At 35.3% G+C, this 19,721-nt stretch carries 23 protein-coding genes and 1 tRNA gene; 3 read left to right on the top strand and 21 right to left on the bottom strand.

What is annotated here, in order from left to right:
• Positions 1–18: 18 nt before the first annotated feature.
• Positions 19–999, bottom strand: a complete 981-nt coding sequence (gene trxB / locus ZA07_RS10735; RefSeq protein WP_053971682.1) for a thioredoxin-disulfide reductase — start codon at positions 997–999, stop codon at positions 19–21.
• Between the two features lie 188 nt (positions 1,000–1,187).
• Here trxB and ZA07_RS10730 point away from each other — a divergent pair, with 188 nt between their 5' ends.
• Positions 1,188–1,592, top strand: coding sequence for an arsenate reductase family protein (locus ZA07_RS10730; RefSeq protein ID WP_157492117.1), 405 nt, complete (start codon positions 1,188–1,190; stop codon positions 1,590–1,592).
• Here ZA07_RS10730 and ZA07_RS10725 read toward each other — a convergent pair.
• Genes ZA07_RS10725 through ZA07_RS10705 form a run of 5 tightly spaced genes read right to left on the bottom strand, consistent with a single transcriptional unit; the run spans position 1,589 to position 4,060 of the window.
• On the bottom strand, positions 1,589–2,665 hold the full coding sequence (locus ZA07_RS10725) for a DNA topoisomerase IB (protein WP_053971680.1): 1,077 nt from the start codon (positions 2,663–2,665) through the stop codon (positions 1,589–1,591). The genes ZA07_RS10730 and ZA07_RS10725 overlap by 4 nt on opposite strands.
• A 9-nt stretch (positions 2,666–2,674) precedes the next feature.
• On the bottom strand, positions 2,675–3,109 hold the full coding sequence (locus ZA07_RS10720) for a hemerythrin domain-containing protein (RefSeq protein ID WP_053971679.1): 435 nt from the start codon (positions 3,107–3,109) through the stop codon (positions 2,675–2,677).
• 48 nt (positions 3,110–3,157) lie between these two features.
• Positions 3,158–3,370: a DUF6327 family protein gene (locus ZA07_RS10715; RefSeq protein WP_053971678.1), complete on the bottom strand. Its 213-nt coding sequence runs from the start codon at positions 3,368–3,370 to the stop codon at positions 3,158–3,160.
• Between the two features lie 4 nt (positions 3,371–3,374).
• Positions 3,375–3,725, bottom strand: coding sequence for a hypothetical protein (locus ZA07_RS10710; protein WP_053971677.1), 351 nt, complete (start codon positions 3,723–3,725; stop codon positions 3,375–3,377).
• Complete coding sequence (locus tag ZA07_RS10705) at positions 3,725–4,060, bottom strand: YtxH domain-containing protein (RefSeq protein WP_053971676.1); 336 nt, start codon at positions 4,058–4,060, stop codon at positions 3,725–3,727. Before ZA07_RS10705 ends, ZA07_RS10710 begins: the two co-directional genes overlap by 1 nt.
• Positions 4,061–4,302: 242 nt before the next feature.
• Here ZA07_RS10705 and ZA07_RS10700 point away from each other — a divergent pair, with 242 nt between their 5' ends.
• Positions 4,303–5,670 (top strand): NAD-dependent succinate-semialdehyde dehydrogenase, encoded by a 1,368-nt coding sequence (locus ZA07_RS10700; protein WP_053971675.1) that lies wholly within the window; start codon positions 4,303–4,305, stop codon positions 5,668–5,670.
• Between the two features lie 30 nt (positions 5,671–5,700).
• Here ZA07_RS10700 and ZA07_RS10695 read toward each other — a convergent pair whose 3' ends face one another.
• The 15 genes from ZA07_RS10695 to ZA07_RS10625 all read right to left on the bottom strand — a co-directional run bounded on the left by ZA07_RS10695 (position 5,701) and on the right by ZA07_RS10625 (position 18,522).
• On the bottom strand, positions 5,701–6,564 hold the full coding sequence (locus tag ZA07_RS10695) for an SdiA-regulated domain-containing protein (RefSeq protein WP_053971674.1): 864 nt from the start codon (positions 6,562–6,564) through the stop codon (positions 5,701–5,703).
• A 194-nt stretch (positions 6,565–6,758) separates the two neighbouring features.
• Entirely contained in the window at positions 6,759–8,801 is a 2,043-nt protein-coding gene (locus ZA07_RS10690; protein ID WP_231628670.1) for a TonB-dependent siderophore receptor, read from the bottom strand.
• On the bottom strand, positions 8,749–9,594 hold the full coding sequence (locus tag ZA07_RS10685; RefSeq protein ID WP_053971672.1) for a hypothetical protein: 846 nt from the start codon (positions 9,592–9,594) through the stop codon (positions 8,749–8,751). The genes ZA07_RS10690 and ZA07_RS10685 overlap by 53 nt, the downstream gene beginning before the upstream one ends.
• Positions 9,595–9,730: 136 nt before the next feature.
• Positions 9,731–10,114, bottom strand: a complete 384-nt coding sequence (locus ZA07_RS10680; protein WP_157492116.1) for a hypothetical protein — start codon at positions 10,112–10,114, stop codon at positions 9,731–9,733.
• A 138-nt stretch (positions 10,115–10,252) separates the two neighbouring features.
• Positions 10,253–10,624 carry a DUF2200 domain-containing protein gene (locus ZA07_RS10675; protein ID WP_053971670.1) on the bottom strand — a complete coding sequence of 124 codons (372 nt, stop codon included), beginning with the start codon at positions 10,622–10,624 and terminating at the stop codon, positions 10,253–10,255.
• A 224-nt stretch (positions 10,625–10,848) separates the two neighbouring features.
• Positions 10,849–11,508 (bottom strand): hypothetical protein, encoded by a 660-nt coding sequence (locus ZA07_RS10670; RefSeq protein WP_053971669.1) that lies wholly within the window; start codon positions 11,506–11,508, stop codon positions 10,849–10,851.
• Between the two features lie 200 nt (positions 11,509–11,708).
• A complete protein-coding gene (locus tag ZA07_RS10665) occupies positions 11,709–12,851 on the bottom strand; it encodes an alpha/beta hydrolase-fold protein (protein WP_053971668.1) in 1,143 nt (380 codons plus the stop codon).
• A gap of 134 nt (positions 12,852–12,985) precedes the next feature.
• A complete protein-coding gene (locus ZA07_RS10660) occupies positions 12,986–13,564 on the bottom strand; it encodes an NAD(P)H-dependent oxidoreductase (protein ID WP_053971667.1) in 579 nt (192 codons plus the stop codon).
• 60 nt (positions 13,565–13,624) lie between these two features.
• Positions 13,625–14,188: a Crp/Fnr family transcriptional regulator gene (locus tag ZA07_RS10655; protein ID WP_053971666.1), complete on the bottom strand. Its 564-nt coding sequence runs from the start codon at positions 14,186–14,188 to the stop codon at positions 13,625–13,627.
• A 69-nt stretch (positions 14,189–14,257) separates the two neighbouring features.
• A complete protein-coding gene (locus ZA07_RS10650; protein WP_053971665.1) occupies positions 14,258–14,791 on the bottom strand; it encodes a GNAT family N-acetyltransferase in 534 nt (177 codons plus the stop codon).
• Positions 14,792–14,909: 118 nt separating this feature from the next.
• Positions 14,910–15,977 (bottom strand): ribosome small subunit-dependent GTPase A, encoded by a 1,068-nt coding sequence (gene rsgA / locus ZA07_RS10645; protein ID WP_053971664.1) that lies wholly within the window; start codon positions 15,975–15,977, stop codon positions 14,910–14,912.
• A gap of 201 nt (positions 15,978–16,178) precedes the next feature.
• Positions 16,179–16,607 (bottom strand): peptidylprolyl isomerase, encoded by a 429-nt coding sequence (locus ZA07_RS10640; protein WP_053971663.1) that lies wholly within the window; start codon positions 16,605–16,607, stop codon positions 16,179–16,181.
• 335 nt (positions 16,608–16,942) lie between these two features.
• Complete coding sequence (locus ZA07_RS10635) at positions 16,943–17,395, bottom strand: hypothetical protein (RefSeq protein ID WP_157492115.1); 453 nt, start codon at positions 17,393–17,395, stop codon at positions 16,943–16,945.
• Between the two features lie 210 nt (positions 17,396–17,605).
• Positions 17,606–18,235, bottom strand: a complete 630-nt coding sequence (locus ZA07_RS10630; RefSeq protein ID WP_157492114.1) for a hypothetical protein — start codon at positions 18,233–18,235, stop codon at positions 17,606–17,608.
• 212 nt (positions 18,236–18,447) lie between these two features.
• A tRNA-Pro gene (locus tag ZA07_RS10625) sits at positions 18,448–18,522 on the bottom strand.
• A gap of 78 nt (positions 18,523–18,600) precedes the next feature.
• On the opposite strand from ZA07_RS10625, the gene ZA07_RS10620 reads away from it, so the two are divergent.
• Positions 18,601–19,719, top strand: coding sequence for a PQQ-dependent sugar dehydrogenase (locus ZA07_RS10620; protein ID WP_053971660.1), 1,119 nt, complete (start codon positions 18,601–18,603; stop codon positions 19,717–19,719).
• Positions 19,720–19,721 lie beyond the last annotated feature (2 nt).

Below are 19,721 nucleotides of genomic sequence, written 5' to 3'. Positions count from 1 at the left end.
GGTTTCTAATTTGTATTTCTAGTTGTATGTTGAAGTACTTACTTCAAATGTAGCATCTTTTGAAGCTAAATATCTTTCTGCATCCAAAGCTGCCATACAGCCTGTTCCAGCAGCCGTAATAGCCTGTCTATACACATGGTCTGCTGCATCACCGCTCACAAACACGCCCTCAATATTGGTACGTGAAGAACCTGGTTTATTAATAATGTAACCGGTTTCATCCAATTCCAAAAAGCCTTTAAAGATATCAGTATTAGGCTTATGACCAATGGCAACAAAAAATCCAGTTGCAGGAATTTCAAAAACTTCTCCCGTTTCTTTGTTTCTAGCTTTTACTGCCGTTACCAATTGACCATCACCAATCACTTCTTCAGTTTCGGTATTCATCAATATTTCAATGTTAGGTGTATTTCTAACTCTTGCTTCCATGATTTTAGAGGCTCTAAATTCATCTCGTCTAACCAACATGGTTACCTTCTTACAAAGGTTTGATAAATAATGTGCTTCTTCACAAGCAGAATCTCCTGCTCCAACAATAACCACTTCTTGATTTCTATAAAAGAAACCATCACAAACGGCACATGCAGAAACACCGCCTCCTAACTTTAAATATTTTTGTTCAGATTCCAATCCCAAATATTTAGCTGAAGCTCCAGTAGAAATAATAACGGTATCACAGTGGATTTCCTTCTCATCGTTAACCCAAACTTTATGAACCTCTCCAGAAAAATCCACCTTGGTAATCCATCCATTTCTTACATCGGTTCCAAAACGCTCTGCTTGTTTTTGTAATTCCATCATCATTTCTGGACCAGTAATCCCATCAGGATAACCAGGAAAATTTTCTACTTCATTTGTGGTTGTCAATTGACCACCAGGTTGGGCTCCTTGATACAAAATTGGATTCATATTGGCTCTTGATGCATATATTGCTGCCGTATAACCCGCAGGACCTGAACCAATAATTAAACATTTCACTCTTTCTATTGAATCTGACATAATCTCTTATCGTTAATTACACTAAACAAAAGTAGGTTTTTTGATGAAAACCTTACTTATAAGTTATTAACAGTTCTAATAGAACTATTTGATTTTCTTATTACAGAGGAATTAAAATTACTTTAACAGAAACTTCCAAGATAATAGCTTAATTTTGAGGGTAATGTCTAATAATAAAAATGATGTCTGTGATTTCTACCAACAAAAGCACTAATAAACTATTCTTCAATTCGCAATCCAGTTTAGGGAAGCAAGTACTTGGCTACCTAAAAGCTTCAGACCATGAATTATTGACGATTGATATACTTCAAACAAAGGTTACAGGAACCCAATGGAAGGAATTGGCTGACGGTTTACATAAAACCATAGGAGAATTAATTGACAAGCATCATCCCATATTTACTGAAAACTATGATGAAGATTTAGATTTGGATGAAAATGATTGGATCAAGATCTTGAATAAACATCCTGAAGTATTGGCCTACCCTATCTTAATTTTTGGAGAGAAATATTTACAGTTAAATAATCCTTCTGATATCGTAAAATATTTGGATGCAGACAGTGAAGCCATTGACGAGAATAAATACATTTAAACTTGTACTTTATATTTTTTTATCAAATTTAGAAGAACCCATTCGTTTTCAGATAGTCCTTGATGGTTATTCTTTTCTTTTTTAACTTGAGTATCAAATAAGGATTCATTGATATAAGCTTCTGGCAAACAAGGGTGAACGTAATATTTTTGACAAACAGAACGTGTATTCCCCAGTGCTTTGGAAGTCACATCATAGGCTGTTATCAAGTTCGCTTTGATTTCTTTTTCATTTGTTGGTAACTCCAATTCACGTAAGGCTTCAAAGAAAACCAGAGATCCTGACCAAGTACGAAAATCTTTAGCGGTAAAATTACGACCTGTAATTTCAAACAAGTATTCGTTCACCATCCCACTATCAATAGTCCTTTTCTCTCCATTCTCATCAAAATATTGAAACAATTCCCACCCTGGAATCTCTTCACATTGCATAATTAGTTTAATCAATTTCTTATTTCGCAGGGTGACCTTGTGCTGCTTTCCTTTTTTACCAACAAACTCAAAGTACATTTTGTTTCTATAAAGGTGAACATGTTTGGATCGAAGCGTAGTCAAGCCATACGATTTATTGTTTTTGGCGTAATACGAATTACCAATTCTTATTCTAGTTTCTTCCATTAAATTGATGACCAAAGCAAGAACTTTATCTTTTGGCCAACCTTCCATTTTTAAGTCTTGGTCGGTTCGTTCTCTGATCTGGGACAAACTCCCCCCAAATTCAGCCATTTTGTAAAATTTAGTCTGGTTTCTAAGCTTGGTCCATAACGGATGATAACGATACTGTTTTCTACTACGTGCATCTCTACCTACAGCTTGTAAATGGCCATTTTTTAAATGTGTTATCCTCACTTTTTCCCATGCCGGAGGAATGACCAAAGCCTTAATTCTATCTAGTTGCTTTTTACTCTGCAACTGCTTACCTTTTTTCAAATAAATAAATCCATTAGGAGATTTCTTCCTTTTAATGGATAACCTTCCTTGATGAACATAGATAAGATTAAATTTTTCGATTATGGCTTGTGGTTCATTAGCCATTTTCAAAAGAAGACGCTTGGAAATTTTTATATCGGCCATTTATTCAAACTACCTGTTCTCCTCCATATAATCCATATAATCCTTGGCTAAAGCGGTTTTCTGGTTTTCTGAAAGAACCTTACCGGAAAGCTGAAAGAATTTATGCTCTTCGTCTTCCAAATGATGCTCTACTTTATGCTTTAAATCCTTGGCTATTTTTAACCATGCCGAAGAATCATATTCAGTTTCTTCAAGTTCCTCTATTAGTTCATCTATTTCATGATGTTCTGCTATACCATGTCTGGCTTTTTCCTGCATGACATCTACATCTATCAAAGGCTTGTAATAATGTCTTTCTTCAGCATTGGCATGCACCTGAAGTTCTTTTTTTATTTTTTTGAAGAGTTCATCCCTTTTTTTGCTATCACCAGAAGTATCAACTAATTTGTCTAGTAAATCTCTTTGAATGTCGTGATCTTTTCTAATAGCTTCAAATATGTTCATTGTTAAAATAGATTTTGAATTTTAATAATTTCAGCAAGGAAAAAGGAATTACTTGCTTTTTGTCAAGAATTTTTTCATAAGCATAAAAAGTCCAAACTTGCTAAACGCACTAAATACGGTTTGAACCCAATTGGCAGGCGTCAAATCGTCCTGTAAATCGTTACGGACCCCCTTCAGTTCTTCCTGTATGATTTGGCGCTCTAACTTGAGACGTTTTAAATCATATTCTATGTCTTCAAAAGATTGGTAATTTTTATTCATAATGTTAATTGAAGAATTTTTCAGACATTTTGGTGATAATCACTGAATTGATTTTTTGCCTGAATTGATAGGCTATCAAGCCCAAAATAAAGAATAAAAAAGCCACCACAAGACAACCTAAGGCTAAACTGCCTAAAAGTTTTCCAAAGGACCAAGCTGCTGCCGCAGCTAGAAATAGAGAGCCTACAAAACATAGGCTCCCCACTATAAACATTTTTACAACCATACTAATTGAAATAGTAAGTTGTTGAAAAACTTTAAGTTTAATGTAGTCCTGAGTATTCTTTATATATTTCTCCCCAAGGTCGGTTGCTTTGGAAGAATTTTCACTAATCGACTCAAAAACGTTACTCATTAAACGACTGGTTTTTGATATTTTTTATTCTTAGCTTTTAAATCTGCAAGTTTTCTTTCCAAAGTTGTAATAACATCTTCAGCCTTATGACTGGCATCAGAAACAATATGTTCAACTTGCTCATCCAAAGTTTGCTTTTTTGTAGAAACACCACTTACCACAGCATCTTTTAAATGCATTGCATTTTCCGTAAGACGCTCTTTGGCTATATTGGCTTCATCTGCAATTTTCTTTCTTGTTTTTTCACCTTTATCTGGCGCAAATAAAATACCAAGAGTTGCTCCAATTGCTGTTCCAGCCAAAAGACCTAACATCGTGCTGCTATCTTTTCCCATAATTTTCGTTCGTTTTAAATTAGACAATAAGTTTTATGACTCTAAATTAAGAAATTACTTACTCAATGTCGTTAAAGAATTTATAAAATTTTAGACTTAACTCTTTAAAAAATAAGCATTTAAAAACACAATGAATCATTTTTAATACTATTTAACTTTTCTCCTTTTCAAACGTTAATATTAAGTCAAAGCATTCTTCATTTTAGAAGATTAATCCTAACTTACTATTAAAATTCAATCCCATGGAAACATCCAATATCACTACTATAAATCCTTACTCAGGTAAAATTTTACAAACCTATAACTTACATACCAAACAAAATATAGAACATATATTAGCAAAGGCCGACAGTACCTTTAAGGTTTGGAAAGAAACTGATATATCCAAGCGAACCAAACTGCTAAAGAAATTAGCTAAACTTTTAAGAAAAAATAGGGATTCCTACGGGTTGCTTATGACCCAAGAAGTAGGTAAACCCATTTCCCAGAGCAAAGCCGAAGTAGAAAAATGCGCGTGGTTATGTGACTTCTATGCCAAAAATGCCGATCAGTTTTTAGCCGACGCCTTGATTGAAACAGAAGCCAAGGAGAGTTTTATCAGTTATGACCCCATGGGAACCATCCTAGCCATTATGCCTTGGAACTTCCCCTTTTGGCAAGTTATGAGATTTGCCGTACCAACACTTACAGCGGGTAACACAGCTATCTTAAAACACGCCTCCAACGTTTCGGGTTGCGCTTTATTAATTCAAAACCTTTTTGAAGATGCTGGATACCCCGAAGGATGTTTCCAAACGGTATTGGCAAAACATGATGCTATCGAACAGTTAATTTCTGATGACCGCATTAAAGCCATATCCTTAACGGGAAGTGAAGGAGCAGGCAGGAAAATTGCCGAAATTGCTGGTAAAAACTTAAAAAAATTGGTTCTAGAACTTGGGGGGAATAACGCTTGTATCGTTTTAAATGATGCCAATTTGGACACCTATTTAGATACTATGGTCAATGCTAGAATGCAAAACTCAGGACAAAGTTGCATAGCCGCCAAAAGATTTATAGTTGAGGAAAAAATATATGATGAATTCTTAGCCCGTTTCTTAGAAAAAGTCTCAAACCTGAATTCTGGTGATCCAGAAAAAGAGAAAACTGAAGTTGGGGTGCTTGCCAGGGAGGACTTGGCTGAAGAACTCTTTAAACAAGTAGAAAAGTCTGTAGATAAAGGTGCCGTGGTTGCCTATGGTAACCATCGAGATAAAGCCTATTATCAACCTACAGTGATTACTGATGTCACTGAGGACATGCCCATTTTTACTGAAGAAACTTTTGGCCCGGTAGCAGCCATTATGAAAGTCAAAGATAAGGACCAAGCCTATAAACTGGCCTCCAACACAAGATTTGGATTAGGAACTATGGTATTTACTGAAGATATTGATGATGCCTATGAAAGAATTGGCAGCATTGAAGATGGCTCTTTCTTCATTAACGAAATGGTTAAGTCAGACCCAAGATTGCCATTTGGAGGTACCAAAGCTTCTGGTTATGGCCGGGAACTCTCGATAGAAGGCATTATGGAGTTTGTAAACAAAAAAGCCGTTTACATTAATAAATAATGCTCTTAAAAAAATAAATCATAAACAACCTTACTTATCTAATCGAAGCTGTATAATATTCGCCGAATGATTTACAGCTTCATTGGAGATATATAATTCACCATAATTATCAAAGGTGATACCTTCAGGTTGCTCAAAATCATCATTATCCAATTTGTAGATAGATTTAAAATCACCCTGCGAATTTAAAATCAAGACTTTCGGATCAACACCTTCTAAAAGATAATAATCTCCTGACTTTGGGTCGATGGCCATATCAGATGGTCGAAACGTTTTATAGGCGTCCTTATGTCTATAATCTTTAAAACCATCATCCTTAAAATCAATAGAAACAACGGGTTTTGACAAGAATTTTTTACTGTTCAAATCAAAGGCATAAATCCCTTTAGTCTTTTTAAAATTGGGGTCTTCATCCTTAGCAATCATAAGCAAGCGATGGTGTTTTTTATCATACGTGAGGGATTCCATATCATTTTCTTCATCAAAAAATGAATCATATACTTTTAACTCCCTATCCTCATCCATATAATTTGATATCGCAATCAACTTTCCGTCACTTCTCATAACATAAGCCACATCATCCACAATGGCCAAAGCCTCATAATCTCCTCCTTTATCAAATGGTATTTCTTCACTTATCTTTTTAGCTTTCAAATCATAGATAAAAATAACACCATCCTCATCTTGAATGGTTGCCATTTTTTGATCCCCTAACCAAAAAATACCAGATATCTCCTCTAGAACTCCTGGTACATCCCATGTCTTTATCGTTGTATAATGATATTTTTCTTTGGGCTCAATCTGACTGTAAAAATTTGGTTCAGCTATCAAGGAAATAAATAGTCCTGAAATAATAAGGCCTCCAACTAATATAAGAATCTTTGCTATCTTCATATAAAATCACCTTAAGGGTGTGATTCTAACAAATTTAGGATTATTCACGCTTATAAAAGAAGACTGTATTTTAAAATAATCTTAAAATACAGTCTTTATCTTTAGCTTTTCATGAAACAATAGGTCACATGAAAGGTTTAAACCTGGAACCAAAATTCTATCAAAAGAAGAACACTCGCTCTAATTTCTAAATATCAATTCATAACCACAGACAAATTAATATAGAAGTTTCTTCCTTCCCGAGGTATGTTATTCCAATCGGCATAGGTTGAATAATAGGTATCTAAAACATTTTCTATACCATATTTGAACACCAGTTTATTAGAATGGAAAGGGACAACATGTCCCAAATTCATATTCAGGATACCATAGGCTGGAGTTTCATCTTCCCCATAATTGTAACCATACCTGCTTTGGTTACCATTTCCTTGCAACTGAATAGCCACGTTGAAATAAGGAGCGGTATAAGATACCTCAGCTATATAAGAAAAGGGCTTAATTAAAGGCAGGTTCCCTCCATGACTGCCTTTACCATAATTATACCCCAGAGCACTATGTACTAAAAACCGTTTAAAGAATTGGAAATTCGCATGAAGATATACATCAAAAATAGTTGCATAATCCAAAGCACTATATTGTTTAACGCCATTAGCCCCTATGGTCATAGCACTTAAGTTTGGGTCTATCTCACCTATCACATAATCCTTAATATGGAAATAGGAAGCCTCCAACCCAATCTGAAAGTGATCCAAACGGTAATTGGTTTTGAACTGAGCCTCGAGGGATTTTTCATTCGCCAAGTTTGGATTCCCTATATAATCAAATCGATCAAAACTATTGAACAAGTAAAACCCATATCCCTCACTGACCGAGGGCGCCCTTTCCCCGTAACCCAAACCAAAAATAGCATCAAAGTCCTTCTTAACAAAATGGTAATTAGATGAAAAAGCAAATAGCATCCTATTTTTATCATCTCCCATATTTGGATAAAAGATTTTCAAACTTTCTAATCCTTCGTCATTAGCAACTCGGTTGTTTTGGTATCCTAACCTCATAGATGCCGACAAAATTTTTGAAGGAGTAAAACGGTAACGATCTTCCACATACAATCCCGTGTACCATGTTCTTACATCGGGCCAGGTATACATAAACATACTAGGTTGAGAAGAATCATTGGGGTACATAGTCATTTCTGCCAAGGACCGGTTATAATACCCATTCAGATTCAAGCTTAAATCGTGATGAAATCGCTCAGCTTGAAGTTTACTATAAAAACCATATGTATCGCTCCAACCTGGCATATCCATCCTAATAGGTACATCTACACGCTGGGAATCGTCCATTATATGGGTAACGGTGTTTGCATAGAGTTTGGTTTCCCATTGCTTGACTAAAGTGGAATCACTTTGGTAGTTATGGCCAATTGAACCAATCAGAGCTTCTGCCAAAGAAACATCCATGGGTAGCGCAGGATATCCAACATCTGTGGCTTTATCATAGATAAAATGAGCTTCTAATGCATGATGTGCATTGAACAGATACCCCATTTGACCCGATACATTGTATTTCTCAAATTGAGAATAAAGCACTTCTTCTTGGCCACCGGCCTCATAATTATCTGCGTGCCTGTAAATACCATCTAAATTCAAATAAAATGAGGTATTGGTATAAGCTAAGTCCATCCCCGTAGTTTTATAGTTTCCGTTGGTTTCATAACCCAAATCCAGACTCGATTTAAACTTTTTAGGGCCGTATTTCGCTTCTGGAAATTTCAAATCGATAGCGCCTCCAATATTATGTCCATGTTCTGTACCCTCCTGTCCAGAGGAAATGGTCACCTGTTCAATATTGGACACATCCACATAGGAGGTGATGGGATCCATTTTATCGGTACAGGCTCCAAAAACATACATGCCATCAATGGTAACATTGAGACGCTCGCTTGTCATGTTATTCAAACTTGGCTCCCAAGCATATCGACCTCGTTTGATCATGCCCACTCGTTGGGCCTTTTCCAAATAATCATCAATACTTGACAAGGGTTTATCTTGCTTGTAATGATTTAATTTATGCGGAGCTAGAACAATAACTTCCTGTAAATTAAGCGTATCAGGTGATACCCTTGGCTCAACTTCTTGTGACCAAGAATAAAAACCAAAAAACATGAAAAGAACGGTGGTAAACCTAGAATTCCATTTCAAAATACAAACTGCTTTGTGTGTTGTCTTCGGTAACATCTTCTCCTTTTAAAACATCTCCTAATTCATTCAACAATTTCAGATTAAGCACCCAATAACCGGTCATGGTTAGTGACAAGTTTCCTCGGTACAACTCATCCTCAACTTGATATGTCAAATCGGTATTATTGGGCGAACTGTGATTTCCCATTCCTGGCATTCTAGGATCTAAAGTCAACAAATAATTTTCAACTACCGGAAATGACATCATGGTCTCCATTTTGTAGACACCAACAACCATCTCATTAATTCCAATGATTGGCGCTTCTGGTTCTATTAGAGCTACAACATAGCGAGAATCATCACTACCCATAAAACTACTGACGTTTTGTAAATTGCTTTGAAAAACCATAAGTTCAGAACTAACGGTATAAGAGACATCATCGATAGTATAATCTATGGTAAGCGACCATCCAGATCCATCGCTATTGGTCATTTGATAAATCATAAAACCTTGATATAGGGCATTCATATTTGCCACTTGCACTGGATCAGATTTAGGACAGGAGTGATTCATAGTCGGCATTTGCATGACTGGTAACCAAGTGATCTCCGCGTTTTCTACATACGTGTTATTGGATAGATTCTTGATTCTAACACTTACCACATTATATCCTGTCGAAAGCGTTCCCGATTTACTGTAAAGTTCTACGACATGGGAGTCATTGGAAAGTTCTTGAATCTTGGTTAGTCCCTCAAGTTCGTTGGTTGGAAAAAATTCAGTATCATCTTCTGAGCAGGCCACAGAAAATAACACCAATAAAATAATTGGGTATATATATTTTAATTTCATTTTAATTCAAATTTATGGTAGGTCAAGTGCTTCCTGAGGTTCTTAGCCCAAACAGCCCTTAACTTAAATTGATAATACACGAAGTCACCACAACTTTTTTAAGCAAGTGTGATTCCTTTCTATTTGTAAATATGAATTAACCGAAATTGGGAGGTGGTGTCTCTATAGAAATAAAGCTCTCATATAAAAAAGGGATTTTATATACAGAAGCATGTTTTGTGCTTAAACATAAACATTGTTGGGGCTCAACCACATGAATTTCTGAGATAAAAAAAGCATCCAAACTTAACCTTTTTAGTTCTGGAAGCGGTGTTTGTTTCTCTGCTCCAGTTTCATTTTGGGCCAGCTGCTTTTTTAGATGACATTTCCCATTACACCCCTGCTGGTTATCCTTTTGAACACATAAAGTTTTGGAAATAAGTTCTTGGTTGGCCAAAAAATTGACCACAATCACTACCGTATTGAGGTTATTAAAAAGCAAGATACCCACCAAGATTAAAGCGGTGAGTTGATGTGTCAAAATTTTCACAGTGCAAAAATAAAACTTACCTCTATGACAATCAAAAATTTGTCACCTTTTTTAAGTTAAATTTTGAGATCTAGTGCTAGAAAACTTGTGAAAGTTGAAGCAATCTTGAATGGACTTATTTTAGAGAAACTATTTCTTTTCTTCTCTTAAAATTTTTTCCAAGGCTCGACCTTTTGCCAATTCATCAACCAACTTATCCAAGTATCTCACATTTCGATACAAATCAAATTCAATATCTTCAATTCGATACCCACAAATGACTCCCTTAATAAGATGCGCATTAGGATGTAAGGTCGCATTTTGAAAAAAGGTTTCAAAAGTGGCCTTCTCCTGTATCAGGTCTTGCAATTGACCCTCATCAAATCCAGTCAGCCATTCTATCACTTGGTGAAGTTCTTCTTTGGTCCTCCCCTTTTTTTCCACTTTACCCACATAATGGGGATAAATGGATGCAAAGGTCATTTGGGCAACCTTATCATTTTTTTCAGCCGTAACTTTCATGTTAATGTTTCTATTTATTTTTGATTAAATGGTTTCTAATTTAATAGCTAAAATTAAGTTTTTTAAATTTATTCATTGACAACCTTAACACAAAAGACCACATCAAACCGGTCGAGTTCAATGAGAGAAATCCACTCCCCATTCTTATCTTTCCAATCGTAATATTCAGGTAAATCATTTGGTTTTACCGTTCTTCCAAATTTGTTTTATTGTTTTGATATTCATTATGTCTTCCAAGTTTCCTTCATGTAGAAGAGACCTAAAACTAATGGCGGAACAAAACATGTTATAGCAAAAACAGCAAAGGACACTGCTCCAAGAATGACTGCAACAAAAGAACCGACCATAAGTAAAAGTGTTATACCGGCTATCCATTGAGGTACCCTACCCTTTTTGCTGAATCCTTCAAAAAAATATATGATAAAGACACTTGTTTGAAATAAAGCTCCCAAATTAAAAAGAAAAAGAGGAGCCCCACGCAAAGCCTCAAATAGATACAATTCATCATCTAAGACCTTGAAAGCATGGGGATAGCTACCTAAACTAAGTGCAAATGAAATAATGAGTATTAAACTTCCTAAAAAATACGCTGCCCAAAAAAGGCTTGATGGAAACCAACCTATTTTCTGGTTGACCTTAAAAAGAATCATAGATGACAAAGCCAAAAATACGTTCCCATATAGGGCCCAATTCCAAATAGAATTCATTTCATCCCAATTTTCGTAGAGAAATTTCCCAGCTTCAAAATCAGTCCTTTTCATTTCAACAACCAGTGATGCCCATCCCGCATTGACCTCAAGAAGTATACAGATTATGGTTATTAAGGCTCCTAAACTTAAAAGGAGTCCTCCCATTCTTAATTCAGGTTTTGTCTGTATTTCCATTTTCAAAATGTTATTGGTTCCAATTCATTTAACTTTAAGTTTCATGCTCTCTATCAACGAAAACCAACCTATTTAGTAACATCTAAAAGGACTAGGTAATTCAATAATAGGATTAGCTATTTTCTAGGAACAGGAATTGAATTTTGTTAAAGTTATAAAAATTAGATTCTTATGTTACTACAAATGAGGTATATATGTCATTATTTTAATTCAGAAAGTAGTTCTTTCTTTTCTTCTTTTGAATAAAATTGAGATTGTTTCAAGCTCTCTTTGAATTTGCTTATGGTTTCTGAAGTATCCTGATTCAATTGTTGTTGCGCATCTAGGATATAAAGGTAAGCTTCAGAAAAACTTGGATATTGATTAATGAGTTCTTCCCAAACCTTGATAGCTTTCAGGTAATCTTCGTCATTGTAAAAACCCCAACCTTTCCCATTCAAGACACCCAACGAAAAATCCAAGTTAGAGCCATAATGATTGATCAAATTGCCTTTTAATTCATCAAATACGTCAACATTCTTATTTGAGGGTTCAAAAAAAGTATATTGTTGAACGGACCAATATTCAAATAAATCATACAAGGCCTCCCCAATTCCCAACCCCGGAACAGCATGATGAAATGCTTTGGGAAAATAAGTTCCATGAATATCAAGTTTTGAATTGGTATTTTCAACTTTAACCTTTTCAACAGCTTTATAATCTTGAGGATAATCTTTGCCTATGGCATAAAGGAAGTATTTGGCGTGCTCTAATTCGCGTTTATTTAAATCCGAAAGGGAATCAGTTAGAGAAATGTTTTCTTGCTTAAAAAATGGATCTAAGGCAATCACCGCAGATAAACCCTCAATATTCTTAACAAACATGGATGTGGTAAAATGACCATACCAGGAATGACCAATTAAGACTCTAAACGAACTTGCTTTATATCTTGTTTCGGCCAATTTTATAATCTCATCAAAGAGAAATTTTTCATTGAGATGCGCTTTACCGTCTTTAGAAGACTTGGGGCTTTTCGCCTCACTTATCCGTTTAGAATTATCAGACTCAATGCCTATAATAATAGAACGTGGCATTTGTTCTGCAGCCGTTAAATAGTCTATGGTGTTTACAATCTGACCGTAACTTCTTTTATTTTGCCTATCAAAAATTATAACCAGCGGGTACTTTTTTTGATTGTTATTTTGCCAGTCATCTGGCAATATGATAGAGATTTTCTTCTCGTAGCCCAAATGGGATGACACAAAAGTGGTGTCCGTTTTTGACTTATACACTTGATAATCCTGTGCTAGAAGCATCTGACTTAAAAAAATGGTCAAAAAAAGCAAGAAATAGGTTTTGTTCATTTATAGTTTGTTTATGGTTCATTGAAATAAAATCTACATTTCAACAATCCCATCTTTGTTATTTATTCACGCTTAAAGATAGAAAAAGAAACTAATAATGAGCACCTTACAATAACTTCCTAATAAGTGCCAAGTCATTTGAGTTGTTCTCCTAATACCGATATTTTTCTTAACCATTTTTCTCTAAAATCGGAACTCGAGTTTTTCATGGTCGCGATGTAAGTCACTTTAACAGGGTTGATACCGCAAAATTGCAACGTGCCTTTCTTGAATTGATTTATGGCAGGTCGCTTCATAATTAAGAAATCATACCATTTTGGTGTATCGGCCGTAATGATTAAAAGGGCGGACTTTCCTTTCAAAAGTTTTTCTGGGAGCGGTTTTCCTTCAATAGGTTGATAAGTGATTCCAGGAAGAAAGGTTCTATCAATAAAACCTTTCATAATTGCGGGATAACCATACCACCACATAGGGAATAGCCATACCATATGGTCTGCCTTTTTGATTTTGTCCATGGCCGCTACTAAATCCGGTTCCAAGTCCATTCTTTTACGGTAACCAAACTTTAAATTAGGATTAAATTCCAATTCTGAGATGTTAATCTGAGTGACCATTGCGTCAGATGTATTTACTCCCTTTTTATAGGCCTCTGATAAAGCATAATTAAAACTTTCTTTATCGGGGTGTCCATTGATTATTAATACTTGTTTCATGATTGTTCTATGTTTTTCACAAAGAACTACACAATCAAAAAGCTTTGAAAGGACATTTGTCTAATTCGATATCGACTTTCTTATCCGGCTTAAATGTCTTTGTGATATCCCTAAATAAGACGACAGAAAGTTAAGAGGAATTAATTGTAAAAATTTGGGATGGTTATGGAGTAAGTCGAGATACCGTTTTTCTGCGGATTCTTTTTGCAACAAGAAAATTCTTTTTTCCATCTGGATGTATTCTTGTTCTGCTATATGTTTAAAAAATTTCAACCAATTCACACTAGATTGCTCCAATTGTAAAATTGCATGACGTGGTATGGATAATAGTTCAATATCAGTTAAAGCTTGAATATTCTCAACAGTTTTAGATTGGGAAAGAAATGAAGAATAGGCACTAACAAATGAGTTGGAAAAGGTAAAACAATAAGTTACCTCCTCTTCTAACGATGAATAATAAAATGACCTGAACAATCCAGAGGTTACAAAGGCTACCTCTTGGCAGGTTTGACCCTCTTTGATAAAAAAATCTCCCTTTTTTAATTTTTTATGGAAAACCTTTCTCTCAAATAGATCTATTTCCTCTTCCGTCAGTATACCAAAGGTTGCTAAATAGTTTTTCATTTTTGCTTCGTTACTAAAGATTTGTTGCTAGAAATCACAATTTTTAGCTCAGTTTTATATTTCCAAACGTTATTTTTCAATTTCATAAAGCACACACTTTTCTAATTCTTTATATTCAAAAAGTAAAGGGTGATTAAAACTTTTAAATTTTTTCATTCCTATTTTTTTCATCACTTTTTCTGATCGGGTATTAATCTCAGGACAGATTGATTTTATGTTCTCCAGTCCCATCTCATTAAATGCAAATTCTAAGCATTTTTTTGCGCCTTCTGTTGCAAATCCTTTTCCCCATTCAGCTTGAGCTAATCTCCACCCTATATCTACACAGGGGGTAAAATCTGACTCAAAAGTTTGTTCTGCAATTCCAATAAAGCCTATGAATTCATTATTTTCAAGTTTGTCAACAGCAAAATAGCAAAATCCGTTTTTAGAAAATTGATTTCTCATTCTGTCAATAAATTCATCCGTCTGTTTTTGAGTTGGTATTGACGGAAAATGCTCCATCACTTTTGGGTCTGAGTTAATCATTCCCATTTTAGATTTGTCCTCCTCAGTCCAATTTCTAAATCCCAGTCTATCCGATTTGAAAATATAATGATCCATTAAGTTTTTTTAGGTGCGGTAACGGTTTCTAAGTCATTTTCAAGCTTCAATTTCAAAAATTGATGAACATCAAAAATACCACGGGTTTTCAGAATTAGACGAGGATAAACAATTACTTTTAAATATTGTTGTGCTTATTTCGCTTTTTATAATTCTTTATCATTTTCCCAAAATCCTTGTCCTTCTTGCGTTTTTCAGCAACTGTTGACTCAAAGTGCTCCTTTTCACGTTCCATTTTCAAGAAGTTTTCGTAGGACGATTTATCTATATCATGACTTTCAACTGCTTTCAAAACGGCACAACCCACTTCAGACGTATGGGTACAATCTTTAAATTTACAATCTTTGGACAATTCAATTATAGCTTCAAATGTCAATTCTAATCCATCGGTAGCATCTGCAATTCCCACTTCTCTCATTCCCGGATTGTCAATAAGAATACCGCCATTTTCGAGCACCAATAATTCACGGTGCGTAGTAATGTGTCGTCCTTTGCTTGTGCTTGCACTAATGGTATTGGTTTTCATCAATTGCTTCCCAGAAAGGCTATTCAAAAGGGTTGATTTCCCTACTCCAGATGAGCCCAACAGACAATAGGTATTTCCCTTTTCTATATGCTTTGTCAGTTTTTCAAATCCTTGTCGTGACGCATTGCTTATAGGGAATACGGGTATTTGGTTTATCCTTTCTTGAACAGTTGTTATCAGCTTTAATAAAGCGCCTTCATTTATCAAATCAATTTTATTGAGAATAATAATTGGCTTTACGTTAGATGTATTGCAAATGGTCAAATACCTTTCAATTCGGTTGATATTAAAATCCCTATCAACAGCCTGAACAATAAAGGCATAATCGATATTTGTCGCTATAATTTGTTTCTCCCCTTGTTTTCCTACGGCTTGCCGTTCAATAATCGTTTTCCTTGGAAAAACAGAATGAATAAGGACCTTATTTTCATCATATTCAGAAATCGCGACCCAATCACCCACAGCGGGAAAATCAGACCTGCTTTGGGCTGTAAAACGCAAGTTCCCAATTATTTCACCATCATATTCTTTGTCACTGGTTTTTACAACGTATCTTTCCTTATGCTCTGAGATAACACGTCCCACTCCAAAAGAATCAAGATTTTGGTCCTTTCTATAATTTTCAAATTCTAAAGTATATCCTAAATCCTCAAGTGTCATTACTTTTTTCTATATGTTTTAGCTTTAACCTTAAATATGATTTAAAGGGTTGTCACTTAGTCTTTATAAAATTAGTAATTTTTTAAGCTAACTAGGTCTTAAGGGGATTATTGAAAATACACGATGGAATTAAAACAAAAAACCACAGTTTAGACTGTGGTTTTCTATATTTTTTGCCGTGAATTAAGGGCTCGTTGCAACTTATAAAATTTCTACAAGCTCTAACTCAAAAGTAAGATCTTGTCCGGCCAATGGATGGTTCCCATCAACAATGATGTGATCCTCTTTCACATCAACGATTTTAAATTGGTGCTCTCTCCCATCCTCAGAACGAGAAGTTAATCCCATCCCTAATTCTGGTGTTATGTCTTGAGGCAATTGATTCCTTTCTACTCTGTGGAACAATTCTTTATTAATATCTCCGTAGGCTTGTTCCATCGGGATTTCTGTAGTTTTCTTTTCATTCACTTCCATTCCTACCACGGCATTTTCAAACCCAGGAATCAACATTCCTTGGCCCAAAGTAAACTCTAGAGGCTCTCTTTGAAGAGACGTATCAAAAACTTGACCGTTCTTTAGCTTTCCAGTGTAATGTACTTTTACCGTATCGTCTTCCTTTACTCGACTCATAATAAATTATTTTTCAATGATTTATACAAAATTACCACATATAAGTGGAACCCCCATAAGAATACGCAACTATCCCAGAGAATTAGGAATATTTCAAACGAAATCCTAAAACCTTAACAACCCTTAAATGATCTTGAAGTTGTGTCGTGAATATGATAATGGAGATGTTAGAGAAGAACAAGTTCTATTTATGATCCTTCCCAATTGTTTTATCAGCAAAGAAAACACCCTAAAGCTTAATAAATACATTAATTCTCTTTAATTCTTTGAAGATTGGTTTTCTGAGTTGGCTAGAACCATACAATTATTTTACACGGCTTAGCAACTGTACTTTTTTATCCGTCTATTAATATTTCAGTCGCATGTAAATCATTCATTGTCAAAGTGAATGTATGGTTTAAGTTGTGCTCGCTTTCAAATGCGATTTCCCAAACTATTGGTTCTTTTTCACAACGAGACAAGAAAAGGTAAACAGCTTTAAATTCATTTTTAAAGTCAGCTATTTTAAAATCCTCATTCCAATTCCGAAATTCATTTTCAATCATTGGTTTTATTGACGAAGCAATTTTATCATAATCAGATTCGATTTTTAGAAAAAAATCTATCTGTATCTTTGTCGGTCCGCTTACATCTCCTGTTATTCCTATTTCAATAATGTCATCAGTTGGTTTGAAATGTCTTTTGCATTCAAAATAGCTTTTAAGCGGTTCCCTTTTGTCTTCAAGAAAAATCATTTTCCCGAAAAACTCATCATCTATTTTTATTGTCTTTCCAAATATAAAGTCCAATATTCCCATTTTGATTCTCGTATTAATACTAACGCTTTGTGTTTGGTTTGTTGCAAGGAAAATCCGCTAGCATTTTTTGATTACAAAACCAAGATAGAAAAATTGGGAGAACTTCATGTTAGCCTTCCTGTACAAATTACAGGCTGGAGAACCAACACCAAAAAGTAAAAATGGAATTGTTTTTTCATTCAATTCCTCTTGTGTGAATTTTCAGTTGTTACATTGGGAAAGTAGAAATTGTAAATTTGCATCCTCGAAACATTTCAGATATAATTTTTCTCCCTTATATCCATTACTTGTTCCAATTAAACCAACTTCTTTATCAGGAGTTGAGTATACGAGCCGTACATCAGTTATCAATTTTGAAAAACCTATGTTAAAAATCACTTTTTCCAACCTTACAGAAACATGAATAATTGAATCTTTGGAAAAGTCGTAATTTTCAGAATAGAAATATTCTCCTTCGTATTTATCATTAAACTCCTTAACAGACTTAATAAAAATTTCTTTATGATTCAATTTCTTCCCTTTCCAAAAGGAAGCATAAGAGTCTTTGTGGTTACCTTTTTTTATGTATTTTACGAAATTACTGTTGTCATCCCAAACAAAGCAAATCTTTTTTGAGCAATTTAATTGAGTTGAAAGTTTTTTAATTTCTTTACTTGATCCACATTCCGAAAAAAGGATAAAGATTAAAAAACATAAAACTATTCTTTTATATAATACTTTTAGGGTTTTCAATGTTATCATCAATTCTTGCTTTTTGAAAATTTCACATAATAAAGGAATAAATAAACCCGAAAAATAAATAAATTTCCTACACAAACTAGGAACTTCCATAAACCAAATAATAAGAACAAATAAAAGCCTTGGCATACAATTGGTTGCCTCCATTTCGCCCTCTTACCATTACCTATAAAATCTTAATTCTTGTCTCTTTTTAATTATTGATTATTGGTAATTGTACATTGTTAGTTGCTCATTGTTAATTCCAACCACAAACCCAAAATAAAAAGCACAAAAAAAGCCGAACATTTCTGTTCAGCTTTCTGTCGGGGTGGCAGGATTCGAACCTGCGGCCTCCACGTCCCAAACGTGGCGCGATAACCGGGCTACGCTACACCCCGAATTTTGGACTGCAAAGATATTGTTATTTCTCGAATTTCAAACAATATTATTTTTAATTTTATAGAAATCCCAGAACTATGATAAAAAAAATGGTTATCCCACTGTTGTTAGGCGCCTTCCTTACAGGTTCTTGCCAACAGAAAAAAAAGAAAACCTTAGCGGCCAATCAAGGAAGCCAAGAGCTGTCCTATGAGCTCATCGTTCCAGATCTCCACATCCCCTGGGGCTTTCAATTTCTCCCTGGCAACTCCATTCTTTACACCGAAAAAGAAGGCAAACTCGTTCATTTCATCAACGGTAAAAAAACCGACATCAAGGGACTTCCAGAAATCTATGTAAGAGGCCAAGGGGGCTTACTAGACCTGCAACTTCATCCCAATTATGCCCAAAACGGTTGGCTCTATTTTACTTACGCCTCCCCAGCAGGAGATAAAAAAGGAGGACATACTGCCCTTATGAGGGCCCGTATAAAAAACAACCAATTGGTAGACAAACAACTACTATATAAGGCACAACCCAATTCCACAGACGGCAGACATTTTGGTTCCAGAATAGAATTTGACGACCAAGGTTATGTCTATTTCAGTATTGGCGAACGTGGCAATAGAGACGTAAACCCGCAAGATATCACTAGGGATGGCGGTAAAATATACCGTCTCAAAGACGATGGCACCATCCCTGATGACAACCCCTTTAGCAACCAATCAAATGCCAAAAAAGCCATCTACACCTACGGCCATAGAAATCCGCAGGGAATGAAACGCAATCCGGTTACCCAAGACATCTGGATCCATGAACATGGCCCCATGGGAGGTGATGAAATAAACATCATCAAACCCGGAAAGAACTACGGCTGGCCTAAAGCAAGTTTCGGAAAAAACTACAACGGCTCTCAATTAACGCCGTACACCACCTTGCCCGACATAGAACCGCCCATTCATTATTGGGACCCCTCCATTGCCCCTAGCGGTATGGTTTTTATAACCAGTGATAAATATGGCAATTGGAAAGGAAATCTGTTAGTCGGTTCCCTGAAATTTCAGTATCTTGCACTTTGCTTTTTAGACGGAAATTCCGTGGTAAAAGAAAAGAAACTTCTAGAAGGCATAGGACGAGTTCGTTCTCTAGAACAAGGCCCAGATGGCTACATCTATGCTGGCATAGAGGGATTAGGAATTATTAAGCTCCAGCGTTAACC

It is taken from the genome of Mangrovimonas sp. ST2L15, from assembly GCF_001280515.1.
Lineage (GTDB): Bacteria > Bacteroidota > Bacteroidia > Flavobacteriales > Flavobacteriaceae > Mangrovimonas > Mangrovimonas futianensis.
The sequence above is the reverse complement of the archived record's forward strand: the minus strand, read 5'-3'. Positions and strand labels throughout refer to the sequence as shown.